The organism is Quadrisphaera setariae, from assembly GCF_008041935.1.
GTDB classification, from domain to species: Bacteria; Actinomycetota; Actinomycetes; order Actinomycetales; family Quadrisphaeraceae; genus Quadrisphaera; species Quadrisphaera setariae.
Map to the genome: position 1 here is coordinate 64,296 of NZ_VKAC01000003.1, position 26,083 is coordinate 90,378.

A 26,083-nucleotide genomic window follows, 5' to 3' on the forward strand; every position below is an offset into this window, starting at 1 on the left:
TCGGCCCGCCCCGGGCCGAGGCCGGGGGCCCGGCCCTGAACGGGACCTGAACACCAGCCTCCGCAGGCCCCCGGACGGGCCTTCCGGGTGGTGCCAGCGGCCCCCGACCTGCCTAGCGTCGACCCATGACCGCACAGACCGGGCAGACCGGCCGCTCCGGACGCGCCGAGGACCAGCGATGACCCTCCGCGTGGTGTACCGCTCCTACGGCGGCGACAACCACAAGGACCGTCCGCGCGGCTACAGCAAGCTGCTGTGCCTGCAGTCGTTCGTGCGGGCCCTGGAGGGGGTGGACGTCGACGTCGTCTTCCTCAACGACGGCCCCGTGCCCGTCGAGCTGCTGGAGCTCATGCGCGGCGCCGGCCGCGTGGAGCAGCTGGTGGGGTCGGGCATGCGCGCCTCCTACTGGGGTGCCCTGCAGCTGGCCACCCGCAGGCCCGGCTGGCACGACGACGACGTCGTCTGGTTCAGCGAGGACGACTACCTCTACCGCCCCGACGCGCTGCGCGCCCTCGCCCGAGCCGCTCAGGACCCGGCCACGGCGTCAGCGGACTACTTCGCCCTGTACGGCTCCACGCCGGGACGCTCGGTGCTGCGACCGGAGGAGAGCGAGCTGCCGGACCCGCGCGGCTGGCAGGCGGGGGAGCCGCGCGTGGTGGGCGAGCAGGAGTGGCGGCGGCTGCGCAGCACTGCCTCGACGTTCGGCGGCCGCGTCCGCGCTCTGCGCCAGGACCTGGGGATCTTCAGGCTGTGCATGTGGCCGCACAAGACGATGCTGCGCGACCACGACACCTGCCTGGTGCTCCAGGGCTCCTCGCCCTACACGGCCTCGGACCTGCTGCGGCCCGTCGTGCAGCCGGTCCTCGGCGGCGGGCGCGGGCTGAGCGGCGCGGTGCGCCACGCCGTGCTGCTGCCGTTCCTGGCGGCGACGGCCCTGCGGTCGCTGCGGCGCCCGAGCCGCCGCCGCACCTTCCTGGCCGCGGCCCCCAACCTGGCCACGCACATGGAGGACGGTCGCCTCGCTCCCGGCACCGACTGGGCCCGGGTGGCCGAGGAGGTCCGCTCCTGGGCGGCTCAGCCGCCGGTGCTCGACCTCGACGACGAGCGGGAGCGCAGCAGCTCCACGGCCACGGGGATGAGCGAGACCACGACCACCACCGCGATGATCGGCAGCAGGTAGGCGTCGATCCCCGGGATCCGCGTGCCCAGCACGTACCCGGCCAGGGTCACGCCCAGGCTCCACACGAGCCCGCCGACCACCTGCCACAGCGCGAACCTGCTGGCCGGCACCCCGACGGTGCCGGCCAGCGGGTTCATGAGGGTGCGCACCACGGGGATGAACCGCGCCAGCACCACCGCGCGGCCGTGGCCGTAGCGGTCCAGCACCTGCTGGGCTCGGCGCACCCCGGCCTGCAGCTTCGGGCGGTCGGGGCGGTCCAGCAGCGCCGGGCCCACCCGGCGCCCGATGAGGTAGCCGACCTGTGCCCCCAGCACCGCACCTGCAGCGCCGGCCAGCAGCACCCGGCCCAGCGGCAGGTGCGCCGCGCTGGCCGCGGGTGTGGCCGCGAGCAGCCCGGCGGTGAACAGCAGGGAGTCACCGGGCAGGAAGAAGCCGATGAGCAGCCCCGTCTCGGCGAACAGGATGACGAACAGCCCCACCGCGCCGAAGGAGCCGAGCAGGTGCTGGGGGTCGAGCAGGCTCATGCGGCCTCCCGGCCCGCCACCGCGCGAGCAGCGGGGCGCTGGACGTCGGCGCGGGTCACGGCCAGCACCCCCACCAGCGCGGCGATCGCGGCCAGCGCCACCACGGTCACCAGCCCGTCACCCAGCCCCACACCGCCCCCGACGTGCGCGGGCTTGCCCAGCCAGTCCGCGAACGAAGCCCCGAACGGGCGGGTCAGCACGTACGCGGACCAGAACGCCACCACCGGGCTCAGCCCCAGGCGCCAGGCGGCCAGCGGCACCAGCATCGCCGCGCCGAACAGCAGCCCCGAGGCCAGGAACCCCCATCCCAGCGCCAGGCCGGTGAGGTCACCGGCGGCGGTGCCCAGGGCGAAGGTGGCCAGCACCGTGGCCCAGTAGGAGCACTCGCGGCGGGTGGAGTCGACGGCGTGGATGGACAGCGTCCCCTCCACCTTCCACCAGGCGGTGAACAGGACCGCGACGACGACGGCCCACGCCGCGGTCGTGACCGCGTAGGACAGGCCCGTGACCACGTGGGTGATGTCGGCGGTCATGGTGCCGAAGACCGCCACCGCGGACACGGCCGTCCAGTAGCGGACCGCGGAGTACTCCCGGGCGCGCAGCTGCCAGGCCAGCGCGCCCACCAGCGATCCGACGCCCACGAGTCCGCCGAGCACGAGGCTGGTCTCGCCGAGGTAGTCCGAGGCGGCCTCGCCCATGCCGGTGGTGAGCACCTTCACCAGCCAGAACACGGCGGTGATCTCGGGGACCTTCGCGGTACGGGCGGTCGTCCAGCCCGTCGTCCAGCCGCCGCTGCGGCGGCGCGGCGTCCGCGTGGTCCGGGGAGTGGTCGGAGGCGTGGTGGTCGGAGGCGTGGTGGTCGGAGGCGTGGTCATGCAGCGGTCTCCTGGGCGGCGTCGGGGCGCAGGGCTCACGACCCTGCCCGGGCAGCGTGCGCCGCCGCTCCTGAAAACCTCCTGAGCAGCCTCCGAGGTGGGCGCCCGGACGGCCCGGCGCTCGCCCGAGGGGCGCCTTCAGCTGCCGGGGAGCACGAGGTCCACCGCTCCGCCGCCGTCCGGTCCGGCGGGGTGCGGCACCACGGCGCCGCCGGCGCCGCTGGCCAGGCGCTGCGCCAGGGCCAGGCCCAGCCCGGCACCGGGGTGCCCGTCAGAGGGGTCGGCGCGGAAGCCCGGTTCGAGCACCCTGCCGACCACGGCGGCGGGGATGCCCTCGCCGTCGTCGTGGACGCCGACCACCACGTCCTGGCCGTCGCGGCGGGCGCTGACCACCACCCGGTGCCGCGCGTGCCGGACCGCGTTGGCGACCAGCGGCGCCACCGCCCGCTCGAGCACCGCGGTCTCGACACCCGCCACCAGCCCTGCGGGCACCTCGACGGACACCGCGACGTCGTCGTCCTCGGGGGGGCGGTCGGCGCGGGCGACCGGGCCGCCGGTGACCTCCTCGACGGCGGCGCGCAGGGCGGAGGCCACGTCGCAGCGGCCCGCCGTCGCGGCGCTGGTGCGCGCCGAGGCGAGCAGCGCGTCGATGACGCCGCGCATGCGCGCGGCGGAGGCGTCCAGCACCGCCAGCGACTCCTCGCGCTGGTCGGCGGTGCGCTCGTCGGCGCGCAGCCAGTCGAGCTCGGCCTGCAGCTGGGCCAGCGGGGTCCGCAGCTCGTGGGAGAGCTCAGCGGTGAGGAGCCGCTCGTGGCGCAGCACCGCAGCGATGCGGGCCAGCAGGCCGTCGAGCGTCCCCGACAGCTCGGCCAGCTCGGTCGGGCGGTGCTCCTGGCCGAGGCGCTGCTCCGGGTCGTCGGTGCTCCACAGCTCCACCTGCGCGCTCATCTGCGCGACCGGCGCGAGGGCCCGGCCCAGGGCCGCCCGCAGCACGAGGTGCACCACCACGAGCAGGCCCAGCCCCAGCACGGCGCTGGCGACGACGGCGGTGTCTCGCAGCCGCGCGTAGGGGTTGAGGGAGGCGCTGGTCACCACCGCGCCCACGGCGTCGCCGTCCCGCTGCACCGGCAGCGCCACCAGGCGCACCGGGTCGTCGAGGTCCACGGTGCCCGCCAGGGACCCCTCCGCGCCCGTGCCCCTCCCGGCCAGGGCGTCGCGGGCCAGCGCCGCCGCGCCGTCGGTGGCCTCCTCGCCGGCGCCCCAGGGCGCCTTCACCACCACCCCGCCGGCGTCCACCACCCACGTGCCGGTGACCAGGGCGCGGTCGTCGTCGGGGCCGATGACGCTGAGCAGGCCGTCGGGCCCGATCTGGACGGCGGAGGACGCCGCCTCGGCGCGGGCGAGCAGCGAGTCGTCGGCGGCGCGGCTCAGGGAGGCGGCCACCAGCAGGTTCCCGCCCACGCCGAGGGCCAGCACCCACCCGGCGGTCACGGCCGTGGCGGACCAGGCGACGCGGCTGCGCAGGCTCCCCGGGCCGCGCCGGACCCACCACCGCGGCTGCCACCGCGCTCGAGGGCGGTCGCGAGCCGGCGCGCCACCCGCCGCGGTCGGGGCGCTCACGAGAACCGGTGACCGACGCCGTGCACCGTGGTGATCTGGTGCTGGCCGTCGCTGGCGGCCGCCACCTTGCGGCGCAGCCTCGCCACGTACTGGTCGAGGGTGTTGTCCGAGACGATGGCGCCGTGCGACCAGCCGGCCGCCGCGAGGGCCTTGCGCCGCACCACCTCGCCGGGGGCGTTGACCAGCACGGCCAGCACCCGGTACTCGGTGGGGGTCAGCGGCTGCTCCGAGACCCCCACCAGCCGGTGCCCGACAGGGTCGAGGCGCAGCGCAGCAGGCGCACCGGCGCCGGTCGCGCTGGCGCTGTCGGGCACCGGCTCCGGCGCCGGGACCGTCCCGGTGGCGGAGCCCGGGCGGTGGGCGAGCGCCCCGAGGCGCACCAGCAGCTCGGGGGTGCGGAACGGCTTGGACAGGTAGTCGTCCCCTCCGGCGCCGAAGCCGGACACGACGTCCTCCACCTGGCCGCGAGCGGTGAGGAAGAGCACCGGCGCGGTGATGCCGCGGCTGCGCAGCGCCTGGCAGACGTCGCGGCCGTCGGAGTCGGGAAGGCCGATGTCGAGCACCACCACCGCGTAGGGGCAGGTCGGGCCGGGGCCGGCGGCGGCGAGGGCGCCCTGCCCGGTGCCGGTCGCGTGCACGCGGGCGCCCGCCTCGCCCAGGGCGCGGGAGACGGCGGCGCGCAGCCTGGCGTCGTCCTCGACCAGCAGCACGGGCACCTGCTCCAGGCCGAGGCTGGCGCGGATGGCGCTGGAGGCGTGGGTGGGGCGCACCCGGCGATGATGCGGCACCGACGGGCGTTCGCGCGCCCCGCCGAGCCGCGGATGACCCCGTTCGCCTCGAGGGGCGGGGCTGTTCCTTACGGTGTAAGAACAGGAGGTCGCCGCGTCGGCGCGGTGGCTGCGGCGCCACGTCTGCGCCGCCGGCTCCAGACCGAGGAGGCCGTCGTGGCTCGTTCCGTGTCGTACTCGTCCCGCAGCGCGGCGCAGCGCCGCCGCGTGCCCACCCGCTTCGTCGCCGCCGGCGTCGGAGCCGCGCTCGTGGTCCTCACCGGACTGCTCGTGCTCGGACCGGTGCTCGGGCTCGTCGCCGCCGCCGCCAGCGCCGGGCCGCTGCTGTCGATCCCCGTCGGCTCCATCACCGCTGTGGTGGTGCTGGGGTACCTGCTGGCCCTGGGGCTGCTGGTGGCGGCGGCCCTGTCGCGGCTCCCGGTGGCGTCGTGGACGCTCGTCGTCGTCGCCTGGCTGGTGTCGCTGGTGGTGTCGGTGTGGCCGATCATCGCCACCGCCGACCAGGCCGTGGACCGGGGGCGCGACATCTGGCCCTGGATCCAGCAGCTGGTGCAGCAGGTCAGCTCCTGACGGCTCACCGCGGCTCGGCCCGCGCCTGACGGCGGTGCCCGGACCGGCTGCGGGGTAGGGGGCCTCCGGCGGGCTCGAGCGACCGGCGCCCGCCGCAGCCGAGGAGGCCGTCATGACCCGCACCTGGACCCCGTCCCCCGCCCGCACTCCTGCGGCGCCCGCCCTGCTGGACGGAAGGGCGCTCGGAGGTCTCGCGGCCGGAGCGGCCCTGGCGGCTGGCGTCGTCCTGGCGCGCAGGGTCGCGGGGGTGGCCCGTGGGAGCCACGGCACGTCGCTGCGGCTGCGGGCGCTGGACACCGCGGCCGGGGTGCTGCAGCGCAAGCGGCCCCTGGAGGCGGTGAGCACCTGCCTCAACGGGTTCCACTTCTACGCCGACGACCTCGGCCGCCAGGTGGAGGCGACCCACCTGTGCAGCCACCGGAGGCCCGGCCTGCACCAGTGCGTCATCTACGACAGCGACGCGCCCGACGCGCGCCTCATCGGCGTGGAGTACATCGTCAGCGAGGAGCGCTTCAGGTCGCTGCCCGAGGAGGAGAAGCGGCTGTGGCACAGCCACCGCCACGAGGTGCGCTCGGGCACGCTCGTGGCGCCCGGTGTGCCGCAGGCCGCCGAGCACGCCCACGTCGAGCACCTCGCCGGCACGTACGGCAAGACCTTCCACACCTGGCAGTACGACCGCGACGACGAGGTGCCCCTGGGGGTGCCCCAGCTCATGATGGCCTTCACCGGTGACGGCCAGCTGCGCCCGGACCTGCTGCGGGCCCGCGACCAGCGCCTGGGCGTCTCGGCCGAGCGCAAGCGGCGCCAGCGCGCGGACGTCGCTGTGGGCGGTCCGGTGCCGGGCGCCGACGCGTGGGAGCACGGCACCACGCCGCAGCTGCGGGTGGAGGAGGTCCCGGTGCGCCGCCCCGTGCGCCCGAGCCCCTGACGGCGCCCGGGCGGGCGTCCAGGTGACGCCCGGGAGGGCTACCCCTGGGCGCGCCGCTGCCAGCCGATGGCCTGGTCGCGCAGAGCCCTGAGCTCCTCGAGCTGGCGCTCGTAGGCGGCCTGCTCGCGCGGGCTGCGCGGCCACGTCCTCTCGCCGGTGCGGTGGTCACCCGCGTGCAGGGTGGTCAGGGCGCACCGGCGACGCAGTCCCTGCCGCCCGTGGCACCTGCTCGTCGACTCCACGTCACCTCCGGGTGCGGACCCTCGGGCGAGGGACGGCTGCGGCTGTCGCTCGACATCCTGGCGGACGCCGACCGTCCCGTGCGGCCCGGCCGAGGACCTCGACCGCTCCCCTCGGGGGGACGCGCCGACGCCTGGCAGGCCGCCTGTCAGGGCTGGCGCGCGAGCGCCGACCGCCTGCGCCCGTAGAGCGCGTACAGCGCCAGGCCCAGCAGCATCCACGCGGCGAAGACCACCCACGTCGTCCCGTGCAACCCGACCATGAGCAGCACGCACAGCGCGACGCCCAGCAGCGGCGTCACCGGGAACAGCGGCGTGCGGAAGGTGCGCGGCAGGTCGGGACGGCTGCGCCGCAGCAGCAGCACACCGACGTTCACCAGCGCGAACGCGAACAGCGTGCCGATGCTGGTGGCGTTCGCCAGCTCGCCCAGCGGCACCACGCCCGCCAGCACGGCGACGACCGCCCCGGTGATGACCACGTTGGCCACGGGCACCCGCTGGCGGCCGCTGACGCGGGAGAAGACCCGCGGGACGAGCCCGTCGCGGGACATCGCGAAGAGGATGCGCGTCTGGCCGTAGTAGACGGTGAACACCACGCTGGCGATGGCGACCACCGCGCCCACGGACAGCAGCACGGCGGGCCAGGTGCTGCCGACGGCGCTGCGCAGCACGTCCGCCAGCGCCGCCTCGGACCCGTCCAGCTGCCGCCACGGCACCGCGCCGAGGGCGGCCAGCGCCACGAGGCAGTACACGGCGGTGACCACCACCAACGAGATGAGGATCGCCCGCGGGAGGTCGCGGCGCGGGTCCCGCGCCTCCTCGCCGGCCGTGGAGGCGGCGTCGAAGCCGATGTAGGAGAAGAACACCTGGGAGGCGGCGGCCGTGACGCCGGCGGCGCCGAGCGGAGCGAAGGGCGCGAGGTTGCCCGCGCGGAAGGCCGTGAAGGCCACCGCGCAGAAGAACACGAGCACCGCCACCTTGAGGACGACGACGGCGGTGTTGACGCGGGCGCTCTCCTGCGTGCCGCGCAGCAGCAGCGCCATCGCCAGGAGCACCACCACCACGGCCGGCACGTTGAACACGCCGCCGTCCCCCGGAGGGCCGGACAGGGCCTCCGGCAGGGTGGTGCCGACGGTCGCCCGGGCGAGGTCGTCGATGTAGGCGCCCCACCCGACGGCGACCGCCGAGACGGACACCCCGTACTCCAGGAGCAGGCACCACCCGCACACCCACGCCGCGACCTCGCCCATGGTCGCGTAGACGTAGGAGTACGAGGAGCCCGAGACGGGGATGGTGCCGGCGAGCTCCGCGTACGACAGCGCCGAGAAGAGGGCGGTCACCGCCGCCAGCACGAAGGACAGCACCACCGCGGGCCCGGCCAGGGGGGCGGCCTCGCCGAGGATGACGAAGATCCCCGTGCCCAGCGTGGCGCCGATGCTGAGCGCGGTGAGCTGCCACAGGCCCATGGAGCGGCGCAGGCCGCCGGCGCGCTCGTCGGACTGCTGCGCGAGCAGCGTCTCGACGGGCTTGAGGCGCAGCCCGCCGCGCGGGGCGCGGGGACTGGCCGGTGGGGTGGCGGCGGTCACGGACGGCTCCTCCACGTGCTGGTGGTCCGGTCGCCCGAGGATGCCGCAGCCCGGTCCACCCCTGCGCGGGCGGGGTGGGCGGGGTGGGAGGGTGCCGCCGTGGTGTCAGACCTGACCGCCCTGGTCGGGACCGGGGTCGTCCCCGTGGTCCTGCTCCTGGTGGCCGGTGCTGCGCTGCGGCGCTGGGCGCTGCGCGACGAGCAGCTCTGGAGCGGGCTGGGGTGGCTCGTGTACTGGGTGTTCACGCCGGCGCTGTTCGTCTCGGTGATCGGGCAGACCGACCTGGGAGCCGTTCCGGCCGCCTCCCTCGCGCTGAGCACGGCCGTCCCGATCGTCGTCGTCACCGGTCTGGTGCTCGGCGCCGGGCTGGTGCTGCGCGCCCCAGGGCCCCGTCTCGCCTCGCTGGTGCAGGGCAGCATCCGGCTCAACACCTACGTCGGTCTGCTGCTCGCCTCGGCGCTGCACGGTGCCGCCGGGGTGGCTGCCTTCGCGCTGGCCGGCGCCCTGGTGGTGCCGCTGGTCAACGTGATCAGCGTGGTGGCGCTCACCCGCCTGGGGGACCAGGTGGCGGGGGTGCGGCCCTCGCTGCCGCGGGAGGTGGTGACGAACCCGTTCGTGCTGGGGTGCGCCGCGGGGCTGCTCGTCAACGCGGCTGGGGTGCCCCTGCCCGCGCCCGTGGTCGCGAGCCTGGACGTGCTCTCCGCGCCCGCGCTGGCCTGCGGCACCCTCGTGGCGGGTGCCGCCCTGCGGCTGCGGCTGCGCCGCTCCGAGGTCGCCGCCGTGCTCGTGGTCAGCGGCGTCAAGCTCGTGGTGCTGCCGCTGGCAGCGGCCTGGGCGGCCACCGGTCTGGGGGTGGCGGGGGCGGCGCTGACGGGCGTCGTCCTGGCGTGCGCGCTCCCGACCGCCCCGTCGTCGTACGTCCTGGCCGCGCGGCTGGGAGGCGACGCACCGCTCACGGCCTCGCTGACGGCCGTGCAGACGGTCGCGTCGGTCCTGACGCTGCCCGCCGTGCTGTCGGTCGCGCAGCTGCTCGCAACCCGCTGACTCCCACCCCGCTCGTCCTCGACGCCCCCACGGGCCCGCCGAGGTCGAGCGCCCGCGCCGTGCGGACGGCCGAGCCGAGCCGCGCCGCTCGAGGGGAGCGAGGGGTTGCTAGCGTCCGCCAGCAGCTGGTCCGGGAGGGCGCGATGGGGGACGGCGAGGGCGCCGAGGTCACGATCTACGACGTCGCTGCGGCAGCCGGGGTCGCCGCCTCCACCGTCTCGCGCGCGCTGTCCAAGCCCGGGCGGGTGAGCTTCAAGACCGCCGAGCACGTGCGCCGCGTGGCCGCGGAGCTGGGCTACCGCTCCTCGCGCATCGAGCTGCCGCTGTCGCAGCGCGGCACGGGCGTGCTGGCGGTGGTGGTGGCCGACATCGCCAACCCCGTGTTCGTGGGCGTGGTCCGCGGGGCCGAGCGCGCCGCCGACCAGCACGACCTGACCCTCGCGGTGGTCGAGACGCAGGAGTCCGAGGCCGTCGAGCAGCGGGCCCTCGCCCGCCTCGAGGCGACGGTCGACGGGTTCGTCCTCGCGTCCTCGCGGCTCACCGACCAGGCGATCCGCGCCGTGGCGAAGCGCCGCGCCGTCGTCGTCCTCAACCGGACCGTCGGGTCGGTGCCGTCGGTGGTCAGCGACAACGGGCGCGCCATCACGCAGGCCGCCGAGCACCTCGTGGGGCTCGGGCACACGTCCATCGCCTACCTCGCCGGCCCGGAGGCCTCCTACGCCGACGGCACGCGGTGGCGCAGCCTCAGGGAGGCCGGGCTCGAGCTGGACGTGCGCGTGGTGCGCGTGGGCCCCCACCTGCCGACGCTGCGCGGCGGGGGAGCGGCGGCCGCGGCGTGGCAGCAGCGGCCCACCACGGCGGTCATCGCCTACAACGACCTCATGGCCATCGGCTTCATCCAGGCCGTCACGGCTGCGGGACGGCGCGTGCCCGCGGACGTCAGCGTGGTGGGGTTCGACGACATCGTCGATGCCGAGATCGTGAGGCCACCGCTCACCACCATCGCCGCACCGACGGTGGACATGGGCGCGTCCGCCGTCGGCCACCTGGTCTCCTCGCGGCGCGACACCGCGCGTCCCAGCGCCCCTGACGGCACCACCGGCGAGCCCGTGCTGCTCCCGGCGTGGCTGGTGGTGAGGGCCTCGACGGGCCCTGCGCCGGCGCCGGCCGCCGCGGGTGGGAGCGCTGCGCGTCGGGCACCGGCCCCACGGCCCACCGGCTGAGCGACCTCGACCGGGGGCCCGCAGCTCCTGCTACGTTCTGTCACATGACGAGTCCCCAGGACTCCCGGCTGGCGGCGCACTTCGGACCGCTGGAGCTCGCGGTGCTCGAGGCGTGCTGGTCCAGCCCTCCGCTGGACGTGGCGGAGTGCTGCCGCCTCGTGGACGGCCCACAGGCGTACACGACCGTGAAGACGGTGATGGAGCGCCTCGTGGCCAAGGGGCACCTGCGGCGGCGCAAGGAGTCGAGGGCGTACGTCTACTGGCCGGCCGCGACGCGCGAGGAGGTGGCGGACTCCCTGGCCGCTGCCTCGAGCCAGCGCCTCGTCGAGGACTTCGGGCCCCTCGCGGTGGTGCACTTCGTCGACGCGGTCAAGGGCGACCCCGAGCAGCTCGCCCACCTCAAGGCCCTCCTCGACCGGATCGCCGCTGACGAGGAGCGGCGGTGAGCGACTGGTCGTGGCTCGGGTACCCGCAGGTGGTGCTCACCCTGTGGTGCCCTGTCGTGGTGCTCGGCGCGTGGCGCCTCGCGGGCCGGTGGCGGCGTCGGCTGGCGCCTCGCGAGCGGTTCTTCCTCGCGGCCACCGCGGCCCTGGTCCCGGCCCTCGCGCTCTTCGTGCCGTACCTGCCGGGCCTGGCGCTGAGGGACGCCCTGCCCTGGCGCGCTCCCATCGCCTGGGGCGTCACCAGTGCGGTGGGCGTCGGTCAGGTGACGCGGCCGGTCGCGGCGGCCCTGACGGTCCTCTGGGTGCTGCCGCTGCTCTCCCTGGCGGTCTCGTTCGCGTGCGGTGGCCTCCAGGCCCGGCGTGCGTCCGTGCGCGCGCGGCGGCTCCCGGTGGTGCGCGACGCCGGGTACGGGGTGGTGCACGAGCGGGGGTTCGTGGCGAGCAGCGTCGGGCTCCTCCGCCCGCGGGTCCTCGTGGGGATCGACGTCGTCGAGGCGTCCGCGGTCGACGCGGTGGTGGAGCACGAGAGGTGCCACTGCCGCCACCGGCACGCCCTGTGGGTGTTCCTGGCGACCTGCGCGCTGCGCGCCTGGTGGTGGGTGCCGGGGCGTCGTGCCGTGCTCGCGGAGCTGGCGCTGTCCGGGGAGCTGTGGGCGGACGACGACGCCCGGGCGCGGCACGGGGCGGCCGCTGTCGCCCGCGCGCTGTCGGTCGCGGTCGGCGCGAGGAGCGGGCCGTCACCGATGGGAGTCGCAGCGTTCACCGACCCCGGCCGCTCCCTGCTCCTCAGGGTCGAGGCGCTCGGTGCGCCTGCGCCGGTGAGGAACCGCGGGCGGGCGTGGGCGGTGCGCGCGAGCGCGGTGTGCCTGGCGGGGGTCGTCGTCGTCCTCCTCTGAGGCGGCGGGACGCGGCGCGCCACGGCGCGGGCCGAGCCGCGCGGCCATTTGCTACACGGCGTCGCAGATGTCAGGGTGGGCGCCCGCCCCACTGCTACAGGAGGTAGCGGATGACGACGACGAGCTCGCACGGACCAGCGCAGACGCCCGCAGACCGGCACGCGGCGCCTCCGCTGACCGTCGAGACCACCGGCCTCTCCCGAGCCTTCCGCGGGCGGGCCGTGGTCCGGGACGTCTCGCTGCGGGTGAGGCCGGGGCGCACCTACGGGCTGCTCGGTCCGAACGGGGCCGGCAAGAGCACCACCCTCAAGATGCTGCTCGGACTCCTCGCGCCGTCGGCAGGACGGGTGCAGCTGTTCGGCGAGCCGTTCTCGCGCGCCGCCCTGCGCCGCGTCGGCGCCAGCATCGAAGGTCCGAGCCTGTACGGCCACCTGTCGGCTCGCCAGAACCTGCGGGTGCACACGCTCCTGCTGGGGCTGGGCGACGAGCACGCCGAGCGCGCCCTGGAGCAGGTCGGACTGACCGGGACCGGCCGCGCTCGCGCCCGCAGCTTCAGCACGGGGATGAAGGGCCGCCTCGCGCTCGCCACCGCCCTGCTCGGCGATCCCGACCTGCTGGTGCTCGACGAGCCCCAGAACGGCCTGGACCCCGAGGGCATCGCAGCCCTGCGGCAGCTCGTCTCCCAGCGGACGTCGGACGGCGGCAGCGTCGTGGTCAGCAGCCACCTGCTCGCCGAGGTCGCCCACGTCGCCGACGACATCGGGCTCATCGTCGACGGTCGGCTCCTCTTCCAAGGGACCGCGGAGGAGTTCGCCCCCGACGGCGACCTCGAGCGCGCCTACTTCACCCGCACCAGCGAGCGGGCCGCGTGAGCGCGCCAGCGGCCTCGGCCGCAGGCGGCACCACCCGGCTCCAGGACGCCCTGCGGTCCGAGCTCCACCGCTGGCGCCGCAGCGCCGCCGGACGCCTGCCGCTGCTCGGCGTCGCCTTCGGCGGGCTCGTCAGCGCGCTGTTCCTCGCCTCGGGCTTCAACCGCACCTGGCCGCGGGTGCTGGCCTTCGAGAACCTGTGGGTGGTCTTCCTCGGGCCGCTGGGCGCCGCGCTGCTCGTGGCCACGGTCTGCCACGCCGACCGACGCGACCGCGGCGGGGGGACGCTGTGGCGCCCGCTGAGGCCCGTCACCGCACGCACGAGCCGCTTCGCCGTGCTCGCCGCGCTCGTCCTGGTGATGAACGCGCTCGCCGTCGCGACGCCGTTCACGGTCGCGGCCGCGCTGCTCGAGGGGCCGCCGCCGTGGCTGCGCGCGCTCGAGCTGGTCGCGGTGCTCGGGCTGTCACAGCTGGGCCTGGTGGCGCTCGTGCTGCGCGTGGCGGGCCGGGTCGGTCGCCTGCCCGCGATGGCCGTCGGAGCGGCCTGGACGATGACCGGTCTGCTCACCGCCGAGTCCCCGGCGTGGGTGGTCGTCCCGCCGGCCTGGCTGGTGCGCGGCGCCCTGCCCCTCATCGGCACCCACGCCAACGGAGTGGCGCTGGAGCCCGGTGCCGCCCTCGCGTCGGCCTCTCCGTGGCCTGCGGCGCTGCTGGGTGCGCTCCTGGCCCTGCCGGTGGTGCTCGTGCCCTCGCCCCGACCGCTCCGAGCCCCGCTCGGGCGGCGGGTGGAGGCGCGAGCGGCGGCCCCCACGTCGTCCGCGGCGCGGGTCGCGTGGACTCCGCGCGCAGCCCGCCCCGCGGACCGAGCGGGCACGCGGTCGGATGCGGTGCCCGGGAGGCCACGGGTGCTGGCCGCGGTGCTCCGGGCGACCCGCTGGACCGCGGTCGGGTGGGTGCCCGTCGCCGCCGTGCTCCTCGTCGCCCTGGTCGTGCCGTGGCAGGGGGTGGAGGCTGCCGCAGAGCTGTACGCGCTGCTCGTGCTGCCGGCCGCGGCCGCCGTCCTGCCGCTGGTCGTGTGGGGGGCGGTGGCCCAGGGGTGGGTCGCTGTCGCGAGCCGGCCGACGGGGACGTCCCGCCCCGCTCGAGCGGTCGTGGTCTCCACCGTCGCCGTGGGACTGCTGATGGACCTCGCGGTGGGGGCGGTCCTCGCCGCGGGTGGGCTGCCGGGGAGCGTCGTCGTGGTCCTGCTCCTGGCCTGCGCGGTCACCGGAACGCTGCTGGTCTGCGGGTCCCTGTGGCTGGTGGTGCGCTTCGGCGCTGCCGCCGCCCTCGGGACCGGGATCGGTGGGGTGCTGCTGGCGGCGCTGGTCGGCGGCACCGGGCTGCAGCAGCGCCTGTGGCTGGTGACCCCCTGGGCCTGGGGCGCGTGCACCGCGCGCGAGCAGCTCGTCGTCACCGTGCCTGCGGCGGTGGTGCTGGCCCTGCTCGGGAGCTCCCTGGCCGTCCGGGCCGCCCGCTCCGCGGTGCTCGCGCGCTGATCCGGGAGCGGCTCAGGTCTCGCGGACGGCCTCGAGGTCGATGGTGATGCGCAGGGTGGTGCCGAAGATCGCCACTCCCAGGCCGAAGGCCTCCCTCCACCTCATCGCGAAGTCGTCGCGGCTCAGCTGCGCGGTGGCCTGGAAGGCGACCCGGTGACCACCCCAGGGGTCGGTCCCGGTGCCGGTGCACCGCAGCCGCAGCGGCACCGGACGGGCGGTCCCGTTGAGCGTCAGGTGACCGTCCAGCTGCCACCCCCCGGCACCGTCGGGCAGCAGACCCCGCCCCTCGTAGGTGATCCACCGGTGGTTCTCGGCGTCGAGGAAGTCGGCGCTGCGCAGGTGCGCGTCCCGGGCCGCGACGCCGGAGTCGACGCTGGCGGCGTCGATGCGCACCTCCACCGAGGAGCCGCTGAAGACCTCCGCCACCTCGATGACCCCCTCCACCACGGACAGGCGCCCGCTGACCGCGGACAGGCCCAGGTGGTGGGCGGTGGCGACCAGCGAGGTGTGGTCGGGGTCGATCTTCCAGCGTCCGGCCTCAGGGAGCTCCTCTGCGCCCACACGGGCCAGGCGCAGCTCTCCGACGTCCACGACCACGTCCTCGGGCCGGGTGGCGCCGGGGGACTGCACCGCGATGGACAGGGCGTGGGGCTCGTGCCCGGCGCAGGCGACCAGCAGGGTCGCCGGGCCGGTCTCCACCTGGGTCAGGACGAACCGGCCGTCCGCGCCGCTGGTGGTCCGCGCGCTGCCCGTGCCGTCGGTGGCCAGGAGGGTGACCGAGGCCGCGGGCAGCGGCCAGCCGTCACGGGTCAGGACCGACCCGTGGACGCGCGCACCTGCGGCTCCGGTCGGCAGGTGCGGTGCGCGGCCCTCGCCGCCGTGGGCGGCGTGCGGCGGCTGGACGTCCGGGATCGGGGCGTGCACGACCAGCGGTTCAGCGACCGGCTGCGCTGCCGTGGCGCGGCGTCGTCCGGTGGGGCGGCCGAACCTCACCGCGAGCCGCCCAGCAGCATGTGGACGGACGTCATCTGCTGGTCCTGGACGTCGACCGGGGTCTTGACGGGGGCCTGCCCGGTGTCCACCTGCACCACGGTAGCCGCCGACGAAGGGCTCAGCGCGTCTCGGGCCAGCACGACGGGGGTCTGGACGCGGCCGCCAGACCGGGCCCGTGGTCGATCGAGGCTCACCGGTGTGGAGCTCCGCCTGGTTCAGCGCGGCGGCGCGCCTCCTCGCCGTCGGCGTCGTCACCGGTGCCCTCGCCGCCGTGGTCCTCGTGCTCGGCGTGACAGCGCTCGAAGGGGGCACGCTCCTCGACGTCGGGGAGTTCCTCTTCTTCGCCGCTGCGGTGGGGGCGGCGTGCGCAGTGCCCACCGCAGCGGCCTGCGCCGCGACGGGACTGGTCGTCGCTGCTCGGTGGCCTCGGCGGCGAAGGCTCGCCCTGGGCCTCCTCATGACGTGGCCGGTCGTTGCGACAGCACTGGCCGTGCGGTGGGTCGTCTCCTCCACCGACCAGGCCCCCGCGGCTGCGGCCCTCCTCGGGGGCGCGCTGCTCGGGCTCGTCGCTGCGTGCGTCGCCGTCACGCGCAGGTGGGTCACGGCTCCGCTCAGCTCTGCGTGAGCGACGAGCCGCGGTGGTCTTCTGCGGACTGACCGGGCACTGTGGGCGCTGCGCGACGGGGTGCACCGTCTCGAGGGGCTGCTCTCGAAGTCCAACGGGCCTGACCGGTGCTCCGGAGACGCACCGCCGGGGGGCGCCTCAAGCGCGAGCGGTGGTCTCAGGTCGCACGACCGCGGACAGGTGCACGGCTGCCGCTGCGACCAGTACGAGCCCGACTGAGACCACGGCCTCCTGCAGCGCGGGAGCCTGCAGGACCAGTCCCGCGCAGGTGCCAGCGCTGGTCCCACCGGCCAGCGCCTGCGCCCAGCGCTGCGCTCGCGCCGAGGCGCTCCCTCGAGCCGTCAGGGCCCTCACGACTCCCGCGACCAGTCCCGCGACGACACCGCACGCACCACCGACGAGAGCGCTCAGCACCCCCAGCCACGCCGAGTACGCGGTCTCGCCGGCCGCCACAGCGATCGTCACGCTCACCGCCGTGCACAGCCCCGAAGTGAGCAGGGCGGTCTTGACGATGTGCGAGCCGTGCAGCAGCAGGTGCCTAGGCACAGCAGCTCCCCCCCTCAGAGCACGGACCAGTCGGGGAGATCTTCGTCGGCTGAGCAGCGTTCCGTCATCCGACTCGGGAAGGAGCCGGCTGCAGGCGAGTGCGCCCGGACCAGTACCAGCAGGGGGCGATCTCCGGAGGAGGGCGCGACCATGGCCCTGTGGCCGATCGCTCCGCACCGCACCTGCACCCGGTGCGGTTCCACGAGCTGGCCGAGTGGGAGCAGGCTCGAGCGCCTCGGCACGTCTTCGTCTGGGTCGCGTTCGACCACCGGCTCGTCGCCACTGGTGAGCACGAGGGGCCTGACAACCACGCCGGCGTGTGGTCCGCCGGTGGGTTCCTGACCACCTGGCCGCAGCGACTGGTCGGCACCCCCGGCGCGTGGCTGCTCGGCCACGTCCAGCGGATGGCGCACGGGGAGGACGTGCGCGACGCCGTCCTGGCGGACTTCGCCGCGCGCCACGGCGGCGCGTCCCCCTCCACGACCGTGTGGCCGTTGGCGCTCGAGCCGCCCCGGTGATCGACCGGTGACCGGGTGCCCCAGCGCCTCCCGGTGGCTGGCCGGCAGGGGGGAGTGGGCTGCTGCGGACACCTCTCGTGGTCAGCCGCAGACCATCTCCAGGACGTCCGCCGTGGTGCGGACGTCGCCGAACGTGCGGTAGACGGTCGTGAGCGTGGCGTTCTGGGCGGTGTCGTCGACGGCAGCGTTGGCGTCGGCGACGAAGACGACCCGGTAGCCGAGTGTTGCGGCGTCGCGAGCGGACGACTCGCAGCAGACGTTGGTGACCATCCCCGTGATGACCACCGTGTCGATGTCGCGGTCCTCCAGCAGCTGGGGCAGGTCGCAGCGGTCGGGGAAGAAGGCGCTGGCTGCGGTCTTCTCCACGACCAGGTCCTCGGGGTGGACGTCGAATCCGGGCCACAGCCGCTCTCGTGGGCTCCCGCCGCCACCGGAGGCGGCGTACAGGTCCGCCACCCGCTGGCCGAAGAACTCCACGGCCGCGGGCGTGGGCGGCGTCCCCGTGCCCGGGGAGACCACCCAGGCGGTGGTGCCGCCGGCGGCGCGCAGCGCCTCGGCCAGAGCGACGATCTGAGGCAGGACCCCGCGGCAGTGGGGCAGGTCCGGCTCGTCGACGAAGAAGGGCATCACATCGATGACCACGAGCGCTGTGCGAGCCGGGTCGAGGTGCGTGTAGGCGTGCCGGCGGCCGCGGCGGGCCTCCATCCGCTCGTACTCGCGCTGGGCGATCGACCAGTCGTGGACCCTTGCGTCCAGCCCGCCGGAGTCGGTCGCGGTGACGGCGTGGTCAGGTCGGACCGGCATGGGCGCGACGCTAGCCACCGCCTGCGACAGCCGACGGCGTCGCGGCTCCGACGATGGCCGCTCCCGCCCCCCACCGGCTGCGCTGGACGTGGTGCGGGGGCGGCCGGAGCGACTGCACGTGGTGGCGGTCGCCCTGCTGCTGCTGGTGGTGCTGGGCGTGGCGCCGAGGGTGTCGACGCAGACGGTCCTGGGCGGAGGTGGTCAGCGGGGCGACGCCGACCGTTCGGCACGCCACTGCTCGAAGCCGTCGACGTCGCGCACGCCGTCGTCGAGGACCGCCCGGTAGATGTCGGCGCTGGAGACCACCGTGCCGTACTCCGACCTGCCTGCCCACCTCTCCTTGATGAGCAGGACGGCGTCGCGAGCCCCTCCGTCGAGGAGCGGGGGCAGGGTCTGCACGTGACGCAGGTCGGGCTGGCGCTCGGGCTGGTCGACGAACCAGATGTCCAGCTTCCACTCCTCGCGGTCCTCCTGGGCGGCCCTGACCTGCAGGTAGATGCCGTCGGGGTAAGTCTCCGGGTCGGTGTTGAGGCGACCGACCTCGGAGCGCACCGCGACTTCGCGCACGTCGCCGCGGGCGACCAGGTCTCCGGCGAGGAGACCCACAGCGCGGATGTCGAGGTGGTCGCAGACCACGGTGATGTCGATGTCGCGCCACACCACCAGCCCGAGGCGGGAGCTGCCCACGCGGTGCGGCCGCCCGACCCTGCGCAGCAGAGCGTCGAGGGCGAGGTCGTCGACGACCTGGTCGGCCTCGTGCTGGAGCGCGTCCTGGCGCTGGCGGCGGTGCAGGCGCTCGACGGCGTCGGACGGGGTGGGAGTGCTGGCAGCCATGGAGTCCTCCGGAGGTGGGCAGCCGCGCAACGCACCGCGACCGGCAGCGCTGGCGTGCTCGACCCCGGGCGGTCAGGCGAGAGCGTCGACCTGCTCGGCCACCAGGCGCACCAGCTCGTCGTCGTCGGTGAGACCGGTCCGCAGCAGCTCCAGCACCGCGGCGACGCTCCCGTCGCCGGAGCGCGCCGCAGCCTGCGCGGCCTCCGCGCCCGGGTCCTCGACCGGCGTCCCTCGGCCGCGCAGGTGCCAGACCCACGCCGCCACGGCGCGGGCAGCGCCGACAGGTGAGCGCCCGGCCGCACGCTCCGCCAGGAGCGTCGGCACGATCCGCACCGGCAGCTTCAGCGACCCGCCGGAGGCGATCTGGGCCAGAAGGTGCCGCACCCGCGGGTTCGAGTAGCGATCCAGCAGTGCTGACCGGTAGGTCGTCAGCTCCTCGGCCGGCATCGGCAGGTGCCGGCACGCCTCGTCCCAGTACTCCTCCACCCAGCCGCGGCAGACCGGGTCGGCGATGGCCTCGGCCACGGTGGTGCGCCCCCGCAGGGACGCGCCGTAGGCGAGCAGCGAGTGCGAGCCGTTGAGCAGCCACAGCTTGCGCTGCTCGTAGGGCCTGGCGTCGTCGACGACGAGCGCACCCGCGCTCTCCCACGCCGGGCGCCCGGCGGGGAACGCGCCGGCCAGCACCCACTCGGTGAACGGCTCGGTGGGCACGGGCGCGGCGTCAGCCAGGCCGGTGGCTTCGGCGGCGGCGCGCACGTCGTCGTCGGTGGTGGCGGGAGTGATCCGGTCGACCATGCTCGAGGCGAAGTCGACGTGCTCGTGCACCCACGCGGCCAGCCCTGCACCAGCGCTGGAGTCGACCAGGGCCGCGAGCTCCAGCACGCCCGTGCGCGCCACCGTCCCGTTGTGCGGGAGGTTGTCGCACGGGAGCACCGTGACCGGACCGGCCCCCGCAGCGCGGCGCGCCGCCAGGCCGGCGAGCAATCGGGCGGGCAGCGTCGACACCGGCGCGGTGAGGTCGGCGCGCAGCGCCGCGAGGTCGGCCGCGAGCGCGTCGTCGTCGACGGCGAGGTGCCCGTCCGCGCGCACGAGGTACGCGGACTCCGTCAGCGTGGTGGTGACGACGGCGACCTCCGGCCGGCGCAGCAGCTCCAGGTAGGTCGCGTGCTCGCTGGCGGCGTGCACCTGAGCCACCGAGCCGACGACCTCCGCGGCGTCGCCGTCGGGGTGGCGCACGAGCAGCGTGTACAACCCGTCCTGCGGAGCCAGCACGTCAGCGGCGTCGGGGCGGCGACCGGTGAACGCGGCGTAGCCCCAGTCCGGGGCGTCGGAGGCGTGCGCGGTGTACCAGGCCTGGTGGGCGCGGAAGAAGTTGCCGAGCCCGAGGTGCACCAGCCGCACCGGAGGGGCGGGCGGCGCGTCGGGCAGGGAGCGAGCCAGGCGCGTGCGCGCGGTCGTCTCCGCGGTGGTCGTGGTCACAGGCGGAAGGCCTTCCGGGGGGTGGTGGTCGTCAGGTCGACGATGGTCTCGGCCGCCTCGTCCTCCTCGAGGCGGTGCTCCACCACCAGCTGCGCGAGGTGCCCGGCGTCGAGGCGGCGGGCCATGTCGTGGCGGGCGGGGATGGAGCAGAACGCCCGGGTGTCGTCGATGAAGCCCGACGTCTTGGAGAAGCCGGCCGTCTCGGTGACGGCGGCGCGGTAGCGGCGGATGGCGTCGGGGGCGTCGAGGAACCACCACGGCGCGCCGGCGTACACCGACGGGTAGAAGCCGGCCAGCGGCGCGACCTCGCGGGAGAACGTCGTCTCGTCGAGGGTGAACAGCACCAGCTGGAAGACGGGGTGGGTGCCGAAGTCGTCCAGCACCGGCTTCAGCGCGGCCGGGAACTCCACGGTCCGCGGGATGTCGCAGCCCACGTCGTGGCCGAACCGCGCTGCCGTGGGGGTGTGGTGGTCTCGGTGCACGCCCGGGTGCAGCGTCATGACCAGGCCGTCCTCGGCGGACATGCGCGCCATCTCCCACACGAGGTGGCGGCGCAGCGCCGTGGCCCCCGCCGGTGTGAGCTCGCCCCTGCGGGCCAGGTCGAACAGGTCGCTCGCCTCGGGCTGGGTGAGCTTGTCGGCGCGGGCGTCGGCGTGGCTGTGGTCGGCCGAGACCGCGCCGTGCGCGCGGAAGTGGTCGCGCCGGTCCTGCAGGGCGGCGAGGAACCCCGCCCAGGTGCCGGTCCCCACTCGGGAGACCTCGCCCAGCCGGTCGGCCAGGGCGTTCCACCCCGGTGCGCCCACCTCGAGGTACCTGTCGGGGCGGAACGTCGGCACCACGCGGCCGTGCCAGGTGGGGTCTTCCGTGAGGGCGTGGTGAGCGGCGAGGTCGTCGCAGGGGTCGTCGGTGGTGGCGAGCACCTCGATGCCAAACCTGTCGTACAGCGCCCGCGGGCGGAACGCCTCGTCAGCCAGGGCGGCTGCCACCTCGTCGTAGATCTCGTCGGCGGTGTCTGCGGAGGGGCGCACCCGCACCCCGAAGAGCTCGGCGAGCTGGACCTCCAGCCAGTACCGCACGGGCGTGCCGCGGTAGACCGACCAGTGCGAGCACAGCAGGCGGAACGCCCGGCGGGAGGCGGCCTCGTCCAGCGGACCATCAGCCTCGGAGCGGCCGACCCCGAGGTCGGCGAGGTCCACGCCGTGCGCGTGCAGGAGGCGGGTGACGTAGTGGTCGGGCGTGATGAGCAGCGACGTCGGGTCGCGGAAAGGGGCGTCTTCGGCCAGCCAGGACGCCGGTACGTGGCCGTGCGGCGAGACGACCGGCAGGTCACGCACCTGCAGGTGGAGCCGACGGGCGACGTCGCGGACCACCGGGTCGCAGGGCAGGAGGCGGTCCGCGTGCAGCTGCAGCGGCGCGGCGGTGGCCATGGCCTCATCCTGCGGCGGAGCCCGGTGGTCGCCGCCAGCAGTTGCCGACAGTTGCCGGTGCGTGAGCAGGACGACGAGCCGCCGCACGGCGGGACCGCGCTGAGCACCGCTTCGCTGCGTGCCAGCCCGCAGGTGTGGCGCTCAGGTGCTCGATCGTGGCGGGGAGGGGGGCGGAGACGGGGCGAGAGCAGGTGGGTGTCAGGGAGCGAGGCGGGCGCGGCGCTCGGGGAAGGTCCCCTCGGCGCGGATGCGGGCGTTGAGCTCGCGCAGGTACACGTCCTCGTCGAAGTCGAGCGGCACCTCCCGGCCGAGCCAGCTCGACAGGTGGATCGCGTTGGCCAGGCGGACACCCCTGATGCCTTCGCTGCCGGGCGCGATGAGCGGCGTGCCGTGGAGGACGTTGGCGGCGAAGTTCTCCATGACGCCGGCGTGCTGGGCCCAGAACTCCACGGGGAACTCCAGCACCTCCTGGGTGTACAGGGTGCTCGGGTCGAAACCGCCGCGGAACAGGTCGCGGACCTGCTCGGCGCTCATGCCGTCGGAGATGGCGCGCTCGTCGTCGACGAGGCGCGTCACCGTGGCGCTCTTCGACCCCTCCACCACGACCTTGCCGCGGTCACCGAGGATCTCGAACCTGTCGGTGCCGACGAGGTCGTGCACGGCGGTGGTGAACGTGCCGGTGACGCCGTCGCCGTGGTCGACCACGGCGACCACCTCGTCCTCCACGGCGATGTCGCGCCGGAACCCGTAGGCCACCTTCGCGAAGACCGACTGCGGCACGCCGCAGATCCACTGCCACAGGTCGAGCTGGTGGGGTGCCTGGTTGACCAGCACGCCGCCGCCCTCACCGCCCCACGTGGCGCGCCACGCCGACTGCTCGTAGTACCCCTGGGGGCGCCACCACGTGGTGATGGTCCAGCTGGAGCGGCGGACGGCGCCGATCTCGCCGGTCTCGACGATCTCCTTGACGCGCCGGAACAGCGGGTTGCTGCGCTGGTTGAACATCATCGCGAACGTCAGCTCGGGGTGCGCCGCGGCGACCTCGTTGAGCTCGGCCACCTGCGAGGTGTGCACGCCGGCCGGCTTCTCCACGAGCACGTGCACGCCGGCGCGCAGCGCGGCGATGGCGATCTCCGGGTGCAGGTAGTGGGGGACGCAGACGACGACGGCGTCCGCGTCTCCGCTGGCCAGCAGTGCGTCGGAGCTCTCGTGCACCGGGACGCCCCACGCGGCGGCGGCCGCGCGACGCTCGGGGCTGAGGTCGGCGACGGCGCCGAGCCTCGCGCCCGGCACGCGCCCGTCGAGCAGCAGCTGCGCGTACGCGCTGCCCTCAGCGCCGGTGCCGATGATGCCGAGGCGGACGCTGCGCTCGCCGCCGTCGCCGGTGGGTCGAGTGGTCGGGTCGGGCACGGGTGCTCCTCGTCTGGACGGCGGACTGCGACCAGCCTCGTCTCGCCCGGCTGCGCCCGCCGAGCGGTTGCCACGTGTTGCCCCGCCGTCGCCCGGTCCACACCGTCGGTCGCCGTCCTCGTCGTCGTGCTGGTCCCGCGGCGGCGGCAACACGTGGCAACGCCGCGACACCGCGAGCGACCTGCCGCCACCGTGGGCGGCATGTGGACGCTGTCAGGCTTCTCCGACGAGATCTCCGACGACTTCCAGGAGCAGTGCTCGGTGGTCCGGGGCCTCGGCATGGGCCACCTGGAGCTGCGCTCCGCGTGGGGGACCAACGTGCTCGACCTCGACGAGGCGCAGGTGCGCCGCGCGCTCGAGGTGCTGCAGGCCCACGACCTGCGGGTCTCCTCGATCGGCAGCCCGGTCGGCAAGGTCCACCTGGACGCCGACGTCGCCGAGCACCTCGACCGCGCCCGCCGCGCCGTGGAGCTGGCGCAGGCGTTCGGCGCCCGCTACGTCCGCGTCTTCTCCTTCTTCCTGCGACCCGACGAGGCGCCCGAGCAGGTCCGCGACGCCGTGCTCGAGCGCATGGCCGCCCTCGCCGAGGTGGCCGCCGCCGGCGACGTCGTCTTCCTCCACGAGAACGAGAAGGGCATCTACGGAGACGTACCGGCCCGCTGCGCCGACGTGCTCTCGAGCGTGGCCTCGCCCCACCTGCGCGCCGCGTGGGACGCGGCCAACTTCGTGCAGGTGGGTGTGCGGCCCCACACCGAGGGCTACGCGCTGCTGCGCCCGCACCTGGAGTACGTGCAGGTCAAGGACGCCCATCTCGCCACCGGTGAGGTGGTGCCCGCGGGGCGGGGCGACGGCGAGGTGCTCGACACGGTCCGCGCGCTGCACGAGGACGGCTTCGACGGGTTCTTCTCCCTCGAGCCGCACCTGGCGCAGGCGCACGAGCTGGGCGGGTTCTCCGGCCCCGAGCTCTTCACCACCGCTCACACCGCGTTCACCGGCCTGCTGCGGGCCGAGTCCATCAGCTACCGCTGACCCGCTGACCGACCCCTGGAGGAGGAAGCCGTGGCGACCATCGGCGTCCAGATGATGATGCTGCGCGAGCAGGTCGAGCAGACCGGCCCGCACGAGGTGCTCCGGCGCCTGTCCGACCTCGGCTTCGACACCGTCGAGGTCAGCCAGATCCCCATGACGGCCGACGCCGTCACCCAGATGCGGCGCGCCGCCGACGAGCTCGGCACCGTCTTCGGGGCGCTGTCCGCGGGCCTGGGGCCCGGCCCCAACGACTCCCTGGTCGACGACGCCGACAAGGTGGTCGCCGACGCGCGGGCGCTGGGCTGCACGCGGGTGCGGATCGGCATGATGCCCCTGCCCGCCTTCACCTCCCACGAGGCGCTCGTGGCGGCCAGTCGCCAGGCGGAGCAGGCCGCGCGCCGGCTCGCCGACGAGGGCATCTCGCTCAGCTACCACAACCACCACGTCGAGTTCGCCCGGCGCGACGGGACCACCCTGCTCGACACCATCCGCGCCGAGGCGCCCTCGCTGACGCTCGAGGTGGACGTCCACTGGGTCCAGCGCGGCGGCCGCGACCCGGTGCGCACGCTCGGCCAGCTCACCGGAGACGTGGACCTCGTCCACCTCAAGGACTACCGCGTGGCCGTGCCCACCGAGCAGCTGCTGGCCGACGTGGCCAGCGGCGGCCCCGGGGGCTTCATGCGCGCCTTCACCGACCTCGTGCAGTTCGCCGAGGTGGGCGAGGGCAGCCTCGACTGGCCCGAGGTGGTGCCCGCGGCGCTCGCCGCCGGCGCCCAGCACCTCTTCATCGAGCAGGACGTGCAGTACGGGCGCGACCCGTACGACTGCCTGCGCACCTCGCGGGAGAACCTCGTGGCGATGGGCTTCGGGCACCTCCTCTGACCACAGCGCCTCCAGGGCGACCCGTGCCGCTGCTCGGGCGGCGCAGGCAGCCCTGGAGGCGGCTGTGGTTCGAGTGCTCGACAGGCTCAACGCAGGTCCCTTCGCAGGTGCTGGCCGGTGCGGCCCTCACCCGCCGATCGGTGGGGTGCGCTGCCGACGTGAGCCGAGCGCCGAGATGCGCAGGACCTTCACGGCTCCGTCACAGGGAGCGCGACCTCCGCGTGCTCAGCTCCTCACGGCGCCGGGCTCGCCGATGCGCTCGAGGGCGTCGACCACCAGGTCCCAGAAGCGCTCGCGGTCCAGCTCCACCGCCGCCGACGTGGCGCAGCCCGGCGGTGCGGGGGCGCGCCGGTCGGCGACGGTCATGCCGAGGGTGTGGGTGCCGGTGGTCTCCACGACGATCGGCATGCGGACCGCGCGCACGACCGTCGGGTCGATGACGTGGGCGACCGCGCACGGGTCGTGCACCGGTGGGTGCTCGAAGCCCTGGGCGTCGCGGTAGGCGCGGGTGAAGTGCTCGAAGAGCTCCCCGACGAACCGCGCGGGGCCCGTGCCCACCCGGGCGACGCGCTCCACGACGTCGGGGGTGGCCAGCGCCTGGTGCGTCACGTCCAGCCCGACCATCGTCACGTCCCAGCCGGCGGAGAAGACGATCGCCGCGGCCTCGGGGTCGATGACGATGTTGAACTCGGCCACCGGGCTCCAGTTGCCCACGGCGACGCCGCCACCCATGAGCACCACGCGGTTGACGCGCTCGACGAGGCGCGGCTCCCTGCGGACCGCCAGGGCGATGTTGGTGAGCCCACCGGTGGGGACGAGCGTCACGGTGCCGGGTTCGTGGGCCATGACCGTGTCGATGATGAGGTCGACGGCGTGCCGCGGGTCCAGCTCGAGGTCCGGTTCCACCAGCTCGGGACCGTCCATGCCCGTCTCGCCGTGGACGTCCGGAGCGGTCTGCACCTCGCGCAGCAGCGGCCTGTCGGCGCCCGCGGCGAACGGCACGCCCGTGATGCCGGCGACCCGCGCCACCACGAGGGCGTTGCGGGTGACCTTCTCCAGGGTCTGGTTGCCCACGACGGTGGTGACCGCCAGCAGCTCCACGTGCGGGCTGCCGTGGGCCAGCAGGATCGCCACGGCGTCGTCGTGGCCGGGGTCGCAGTCGATGATGATCTTCTCGGGTGCTTCGGGACGGGGCACGTCACCTCTCCTCGTC

27 protein-coding genes are annotated in these 26,083 nt (G+C 75.2%); 13 read left to right on the forward strand and 14 right to left on the reverse strand.

What is annotated here, in order from left to right:
• Positions 1 to 178: 178 nt before the first annotated feature.
• Positions 179 to 1,180 carry a hypothetical protein gene (locus FMM08_RS05625; protein ID WP_147925398.1) on the forward strand — a complete coding sequence of 334 codons (1,002 nt, stop codon included), beginning with the start codon at positions 179 to 181 and terminating at the stop codon, positions 1,178 to 1,180.
• Here the strand turns inward: FMM08_RS05625 and FMM08_RS05630 are convergent.
• From FMM08_RS05630 to FMM08_RS05645, 4 genes are all read right to left on the reverse strand, one after another.
• On the reverse strand, positions 1,075 to 1,704 hold the full coding sequence (locus FMM08_RS05630; RefSeq protein ID WP_147925399.1) for a DedA family protein: 630 nt from the start codon (positions 1,702 to 1,704) through the stop codon (positions 1,075 to 1,077). The genes FMM08_RS05625 and FMM08_RS05630 overlap by 106 nt on opposite strands.
• Entirely contained in the window at positions 1,701 to 2,579 is an 879-nt protein-coding gene (locus FMM08_RS05635) for a COG4705 family protein (protein WP_147925400.1), read from the reverse strand. Before FMM08_RS05635 ends, FMM08_RS05630 begins: the two co-directional genes overlap by 4 nt.
• Before the next feature lie 138 nt (positions 2,580 to 2,717).
• Complete coding sequence (locus FMM08_RS05640; RefSeq protein ID WP_147925401.1) at positions 2,718 to 4,070, reverse strand: sensor histidine kinase; 1,353 nt, start codon at positions 4,068 to 4,070, stop codon at positions 2,718 to 2,720.
• A gap of 125 nt (positions 4,071 to 4,195) precedes the next feature.
• Positions 4,196 to 4,969 (reverse strand): response regulator transcription factor, encoded by a 774-nt coding sequence (locus tag FMM08_RS05645; RefSeq protein WP_222710452.1) that lies wholly within the window; start codon positions 4,967 to 4,969, stop codon positions 4,196 to 4,198.
• Positions 4,970 to 5,143: 174 nt separating this feature from the next.
• On the opposite strand from FMM08_RS05645, the gene FMM08_RS05650 reads away from it, so the two are divergent.
• Together FMM08_RS05650 and FMM08_RS05655 are read left to right on the forward strand one after the other, a co-directional pair.
• Positions 5,144 to 5,557 carry a hypothetical protein gene (locus tag FMM08_RS05650; protein ID WP_147925402.1) on the forward strand — a complete coding sequence of 138 codons (414 nt, stop codon included), beginning with the start codon at positions 5,144 to 5,146 and terminating at the stop codon, positions 5,555 to 5,557.
• Between the two features lie 112 nt (positions 5,558 to 5,669).
• Positions 5,670 to 6,485: an OBAP family protein gene (locus FMM08_RS05655; protein ID WP_147925403.1), complete on the forward strand. Its 816-nt coding sequence runs from the start codon at positions 5,670 to 5,672 to the stop codon at positions 6,483 to 6,485.
• A gap of 38 nt (positions 6,486 to 6,523) precedes the next feature.
• Here the strand turns inward: FMM08_RS05655 and FMM08_RS05660 are convergent, their stop codons facing one another.
• Positions 6,524 to 6,727 (reverse strand): hypothetical protein, encoded by a 204-nt coding sequence (locus FMM08_RS05660; protein ID WP_147925404.1) that lies wholly within the window; start codon positions 6,725 to 6,727, stop codon positions 6,524 to 6,526.
• Positions 6,728 to 6,873: 146 nt separating this feature from the next.
• Complete coding sequence (locus FMM08_RS05665) at positions 6,874 to 8,310, reverse strand: amino acid permease (RefSeq protein ID WP_187279570.1); 1,437 nt, start codon at positions 8,308 to 8,310, stop codon at positions 6,874 to 6,876.
• A 99-nt stretch (positions 8,311 to 8,409) separates the two neighbouring features.
• On the opposite strand from FMM08_RS05665, the gene FMM08_RS05670 reads away from it, so the two are divergent.
• From FMM08_RS05670 to FMM08_RS05695, 6 genes are all read left to right on the forward strand, one after another.
• The gene (locus tag FMM08_RS05670) at positions 8,410 to 9,354 is read left to right on the forward strand and encodes an AEC family transporter (RefSeq protein WP_222710453.1); all 945 of its coding nucleotides are present in this window, start codon (positions 8,410 to 8,412) and stop codon (positions 9,352 to 9,354) included.
• A 143-nt stretch (positions 9,355 to 9,497) separates the two neighbouring features.
• Positions 9,498 to 10,577: a LacI family DNA-binding transcriptional regulator gene (locus tag FMM08_RS05675; RefSeq protein ID WP_147925405.1), complete on the forward strand. Its 1,080-nt coding sequence runs from the start codon at positions 9,498 to 9,500 to the stop codon at positions 10,575 to 10,577.
• A gap of 44 nt (positions 10,578 to 10,621) precedes the next feature.
• On the forward strand, positions 10,622 to 11,023 hold the full coding sequence (locus FMM08_RS05680) for a BlaI/MecI/CopY family transcriptional regulator (RefSeq protein WP_147925406.1): 402 nt from the start codon (positions 10,622 to 10,624) through the stop codon (positions 11,021 to 11,023).
• Positions 11,020 to 11,916 (forward strand): M56 family metallopeptidase, encoded by an 897-nt coding sequence (locus FMM08_RS05685; protein ID WP_147925407.1) that lies wholly within the window; start codon positions 11,020 to 11,022, stop codon positions 11,914 to 11,916. Before FMM08_RS05680 ends, FMM08_RS05685 begins: the two co-directional genes overlap by 4 nt.
• 110 nt (positions 11,917 to 12,026) lie before the next feature.
• Positions 12,027 to 12,788: an ATP-binding cassette domain-containing protein gene (locus tag FMM08_RS05690; protein ID WP_147925408.1), complete on the forward strand. Its 762-nt coding sequence runs from the start codon at positions 12,027 to 12,029 to the stop codon at positions 12,786 to 12,788.
• Complete coding sequence (locus FMM08_RS05695) at positions 12,785 to 14,323, forward strand: hypothetical protein (protein ID WP_147925409.1); 1,539 nt, start codon at positions 12,785 to 12,787, stop codon at positions 14,321 to 14,323. The genes FMM08_RS05690 and FMM08_RS05695 overlap by 4 nt, the downstream gene beginning before the upstream one ends.
• A gap of 12 nt (positions 14,324 to 14,335) precedes the next feature.
• Here the strand turns inward: FMM08_RS05695 and FMM08_RS22885 are convergent, their stop codons facing one another.
• On the reverse strand, positions 14,336 to 15,247 hold the full coding sequence (locus FMM08_RS22885; RefSeq protein WP_187279571.1) for a YceI family protein: 912 nt from the start codon (positions 15,245 to 15,247) through the stop codon (positions 14,336 to 14,338).
• Between the two features lie 265 nt (positions 15,248 to 15,512).
• Between FMM08_RS22885 and FMM08_RS22890 the strand changes: the two genes are divergently transcribed.
• Positions 15,513 to 15,941, forward strand: a complete 429-nt coding sequence (locus tag FMM08_RS22890; RefSeq protein WP_187279572.1) for a hypothetical protein — start codon at positions 15,513 to 15,515, stop codon at positions 15,939 to 15,941.
• Between the two features lie 138 nt (positions 15,942 to 16,079).
• Here the strand turns inward: FMM08_RS22890 and FMM08_RS05705 are convergent, their stop codons facing one another.
• A complete protein-coding gene (locus FMM08_RS05705) occupies positions 16,080 to 16,487 on the reverse strand; it encodes a hypothetical protein (RefSeq protein ID WP_147925411.1) in 408 nt (135 codons plus the stop codon).
• A 158-nt stretch (positions 16,488 to 16,645) separates the two neighbouring features.
• Here FMM08_RS05705 and FMM08_RS05710 point away from each other — a divergent pair, with 158 nt between their 5' ends.
• The gene (locus FMM08_RS05710; RefSeq protein ID WP_147925412.1) at positions 16,646 to 17,005 is read left to right on the forward strand and encodes a hypothetical protein; all 360 of its coding nucleotides are present in this window, start codon (positions 16,646 to 16,648) and stop codon (positions 17,003 to 17,005) included.
• An 81-nt stretch (positions 17,006 to 17,086) separates the two neighbouring features.
• On the opposite strand, the gene FMM08_RS05715 is transcribed toward FMM08_RS05710, so the two are convergent.
• The 5 genes from FMM08_RS05715 to FMM08_RS05735 all read right to left on the reverse strand — a co-directional run bounded on the left by FMM08_RS05715 (position 17,087) and on the right by FMM08_RS05735 (position 22,959).
• Entirely contained in the window at positions 17,087 to 17,809 is a 723-nt protein-coding gene (locus FMM08_RS05715) for a cysteine hydrolase family protein (RefSeq protein ID WP_147925413.1), read from the reverse strand.
• A 201-nt stretch (positions 17,810 to 18,010) separates the two neighbouring features.
• Positions 18,011 to 18,643: a hypothetical protein gene (locus FMM08_RS05720; RefSeq protein ID WP_147925414.1), complete on the reverse strand. Its 633-nt coding sequence runs from the start codon at positions 18,641 to 18,643 to the stop codon at positions 18,011 to 18,013.
• A gap of 72 nt (positions 18,644 to 18,715) precedes the next feature.
• Positions 18,716 to 20,122, reverse strand: coding sequence for a mannitol dehydrogenase family protein (locus FMM08_RS05725; protein WP_147925415.1), 1,407 nt, complete (start codon positions 20,120 to 20,122; stop codon positions 18,716 to 18,718).
• A complete protein-coding gene (gene uxaC / locus FMM08_RS05730) occupies positions 20,119 to 21,549 on the reverse strand; it encodes a glucuronate isomerase (RefSeq protein WP_147925416.1) in 1,431 nt (476 codons plus the stop codon). The genes FMM08_RS05725 and uxaC overlap by 4 nt, the downstream gene beginning before the upstream one ends.
• Positions 21,550 to 21,747: 198 nt before the next feature.
• Complete coding sequence (locus FMM08_RS05735) at positions 21,748 to 22,959, reverse strand: Gfo/Idh/MocA family protein (protein ID WP_147925417.1); 1,212 nt, start codon at positions 22,957 to 22,959, stop codon at positions 21,748 to 21,750.
• A 201-nt stretch (positions 22,960 to 23,160) separates the two neighbouring features.
• Here FMM08_RS05735 and FMM08_RS05740 point away from each other — a divergent pair, with 201 nt between their 5' ends.
• A complete protein-coding gene (locus FMM08_RS05740; RefSeq protein WP_147925418.1) occupies positions 23,161 to 23,988 on the forward strand; it encodes a sugar phosphate isomerase/epimerase family protein in 828 nt (275 codons plus the stop codon).
• 30 nt (positions 23,989 to 24,018) lie between these two features.
• Complete coding sequence (locus tag FMM08_RS05745) at positions 24,019 to 24,870, forward strand: sugar phosphate isomerase/epimerase family protein (protein WP_147925419.1); 852 nt, start codon at positions 24,019 to 24,021, stop codon at positions 24,868 to 24,870.
• Between the two features lie 225 nt (positions 24,871 to 25,095).
• Here FMM08_RS05745 and uriH read toward each other — a convergent pair whose 3' ends face one another.
• Positions 25,096 to 26,067, reverse strand: coding sequence for a uridine-preferring nucleoside hydrolase UriH (gene uriH / locus FMM08_RS05750; protein WP_255472096.1), 972 nt, complete (start codon positions 26,065 to 26,067; stop codon positions 25,096 to 25,098).
• Positions 26,068 to 26,083 lie beyond the last annotated feature (16 nt).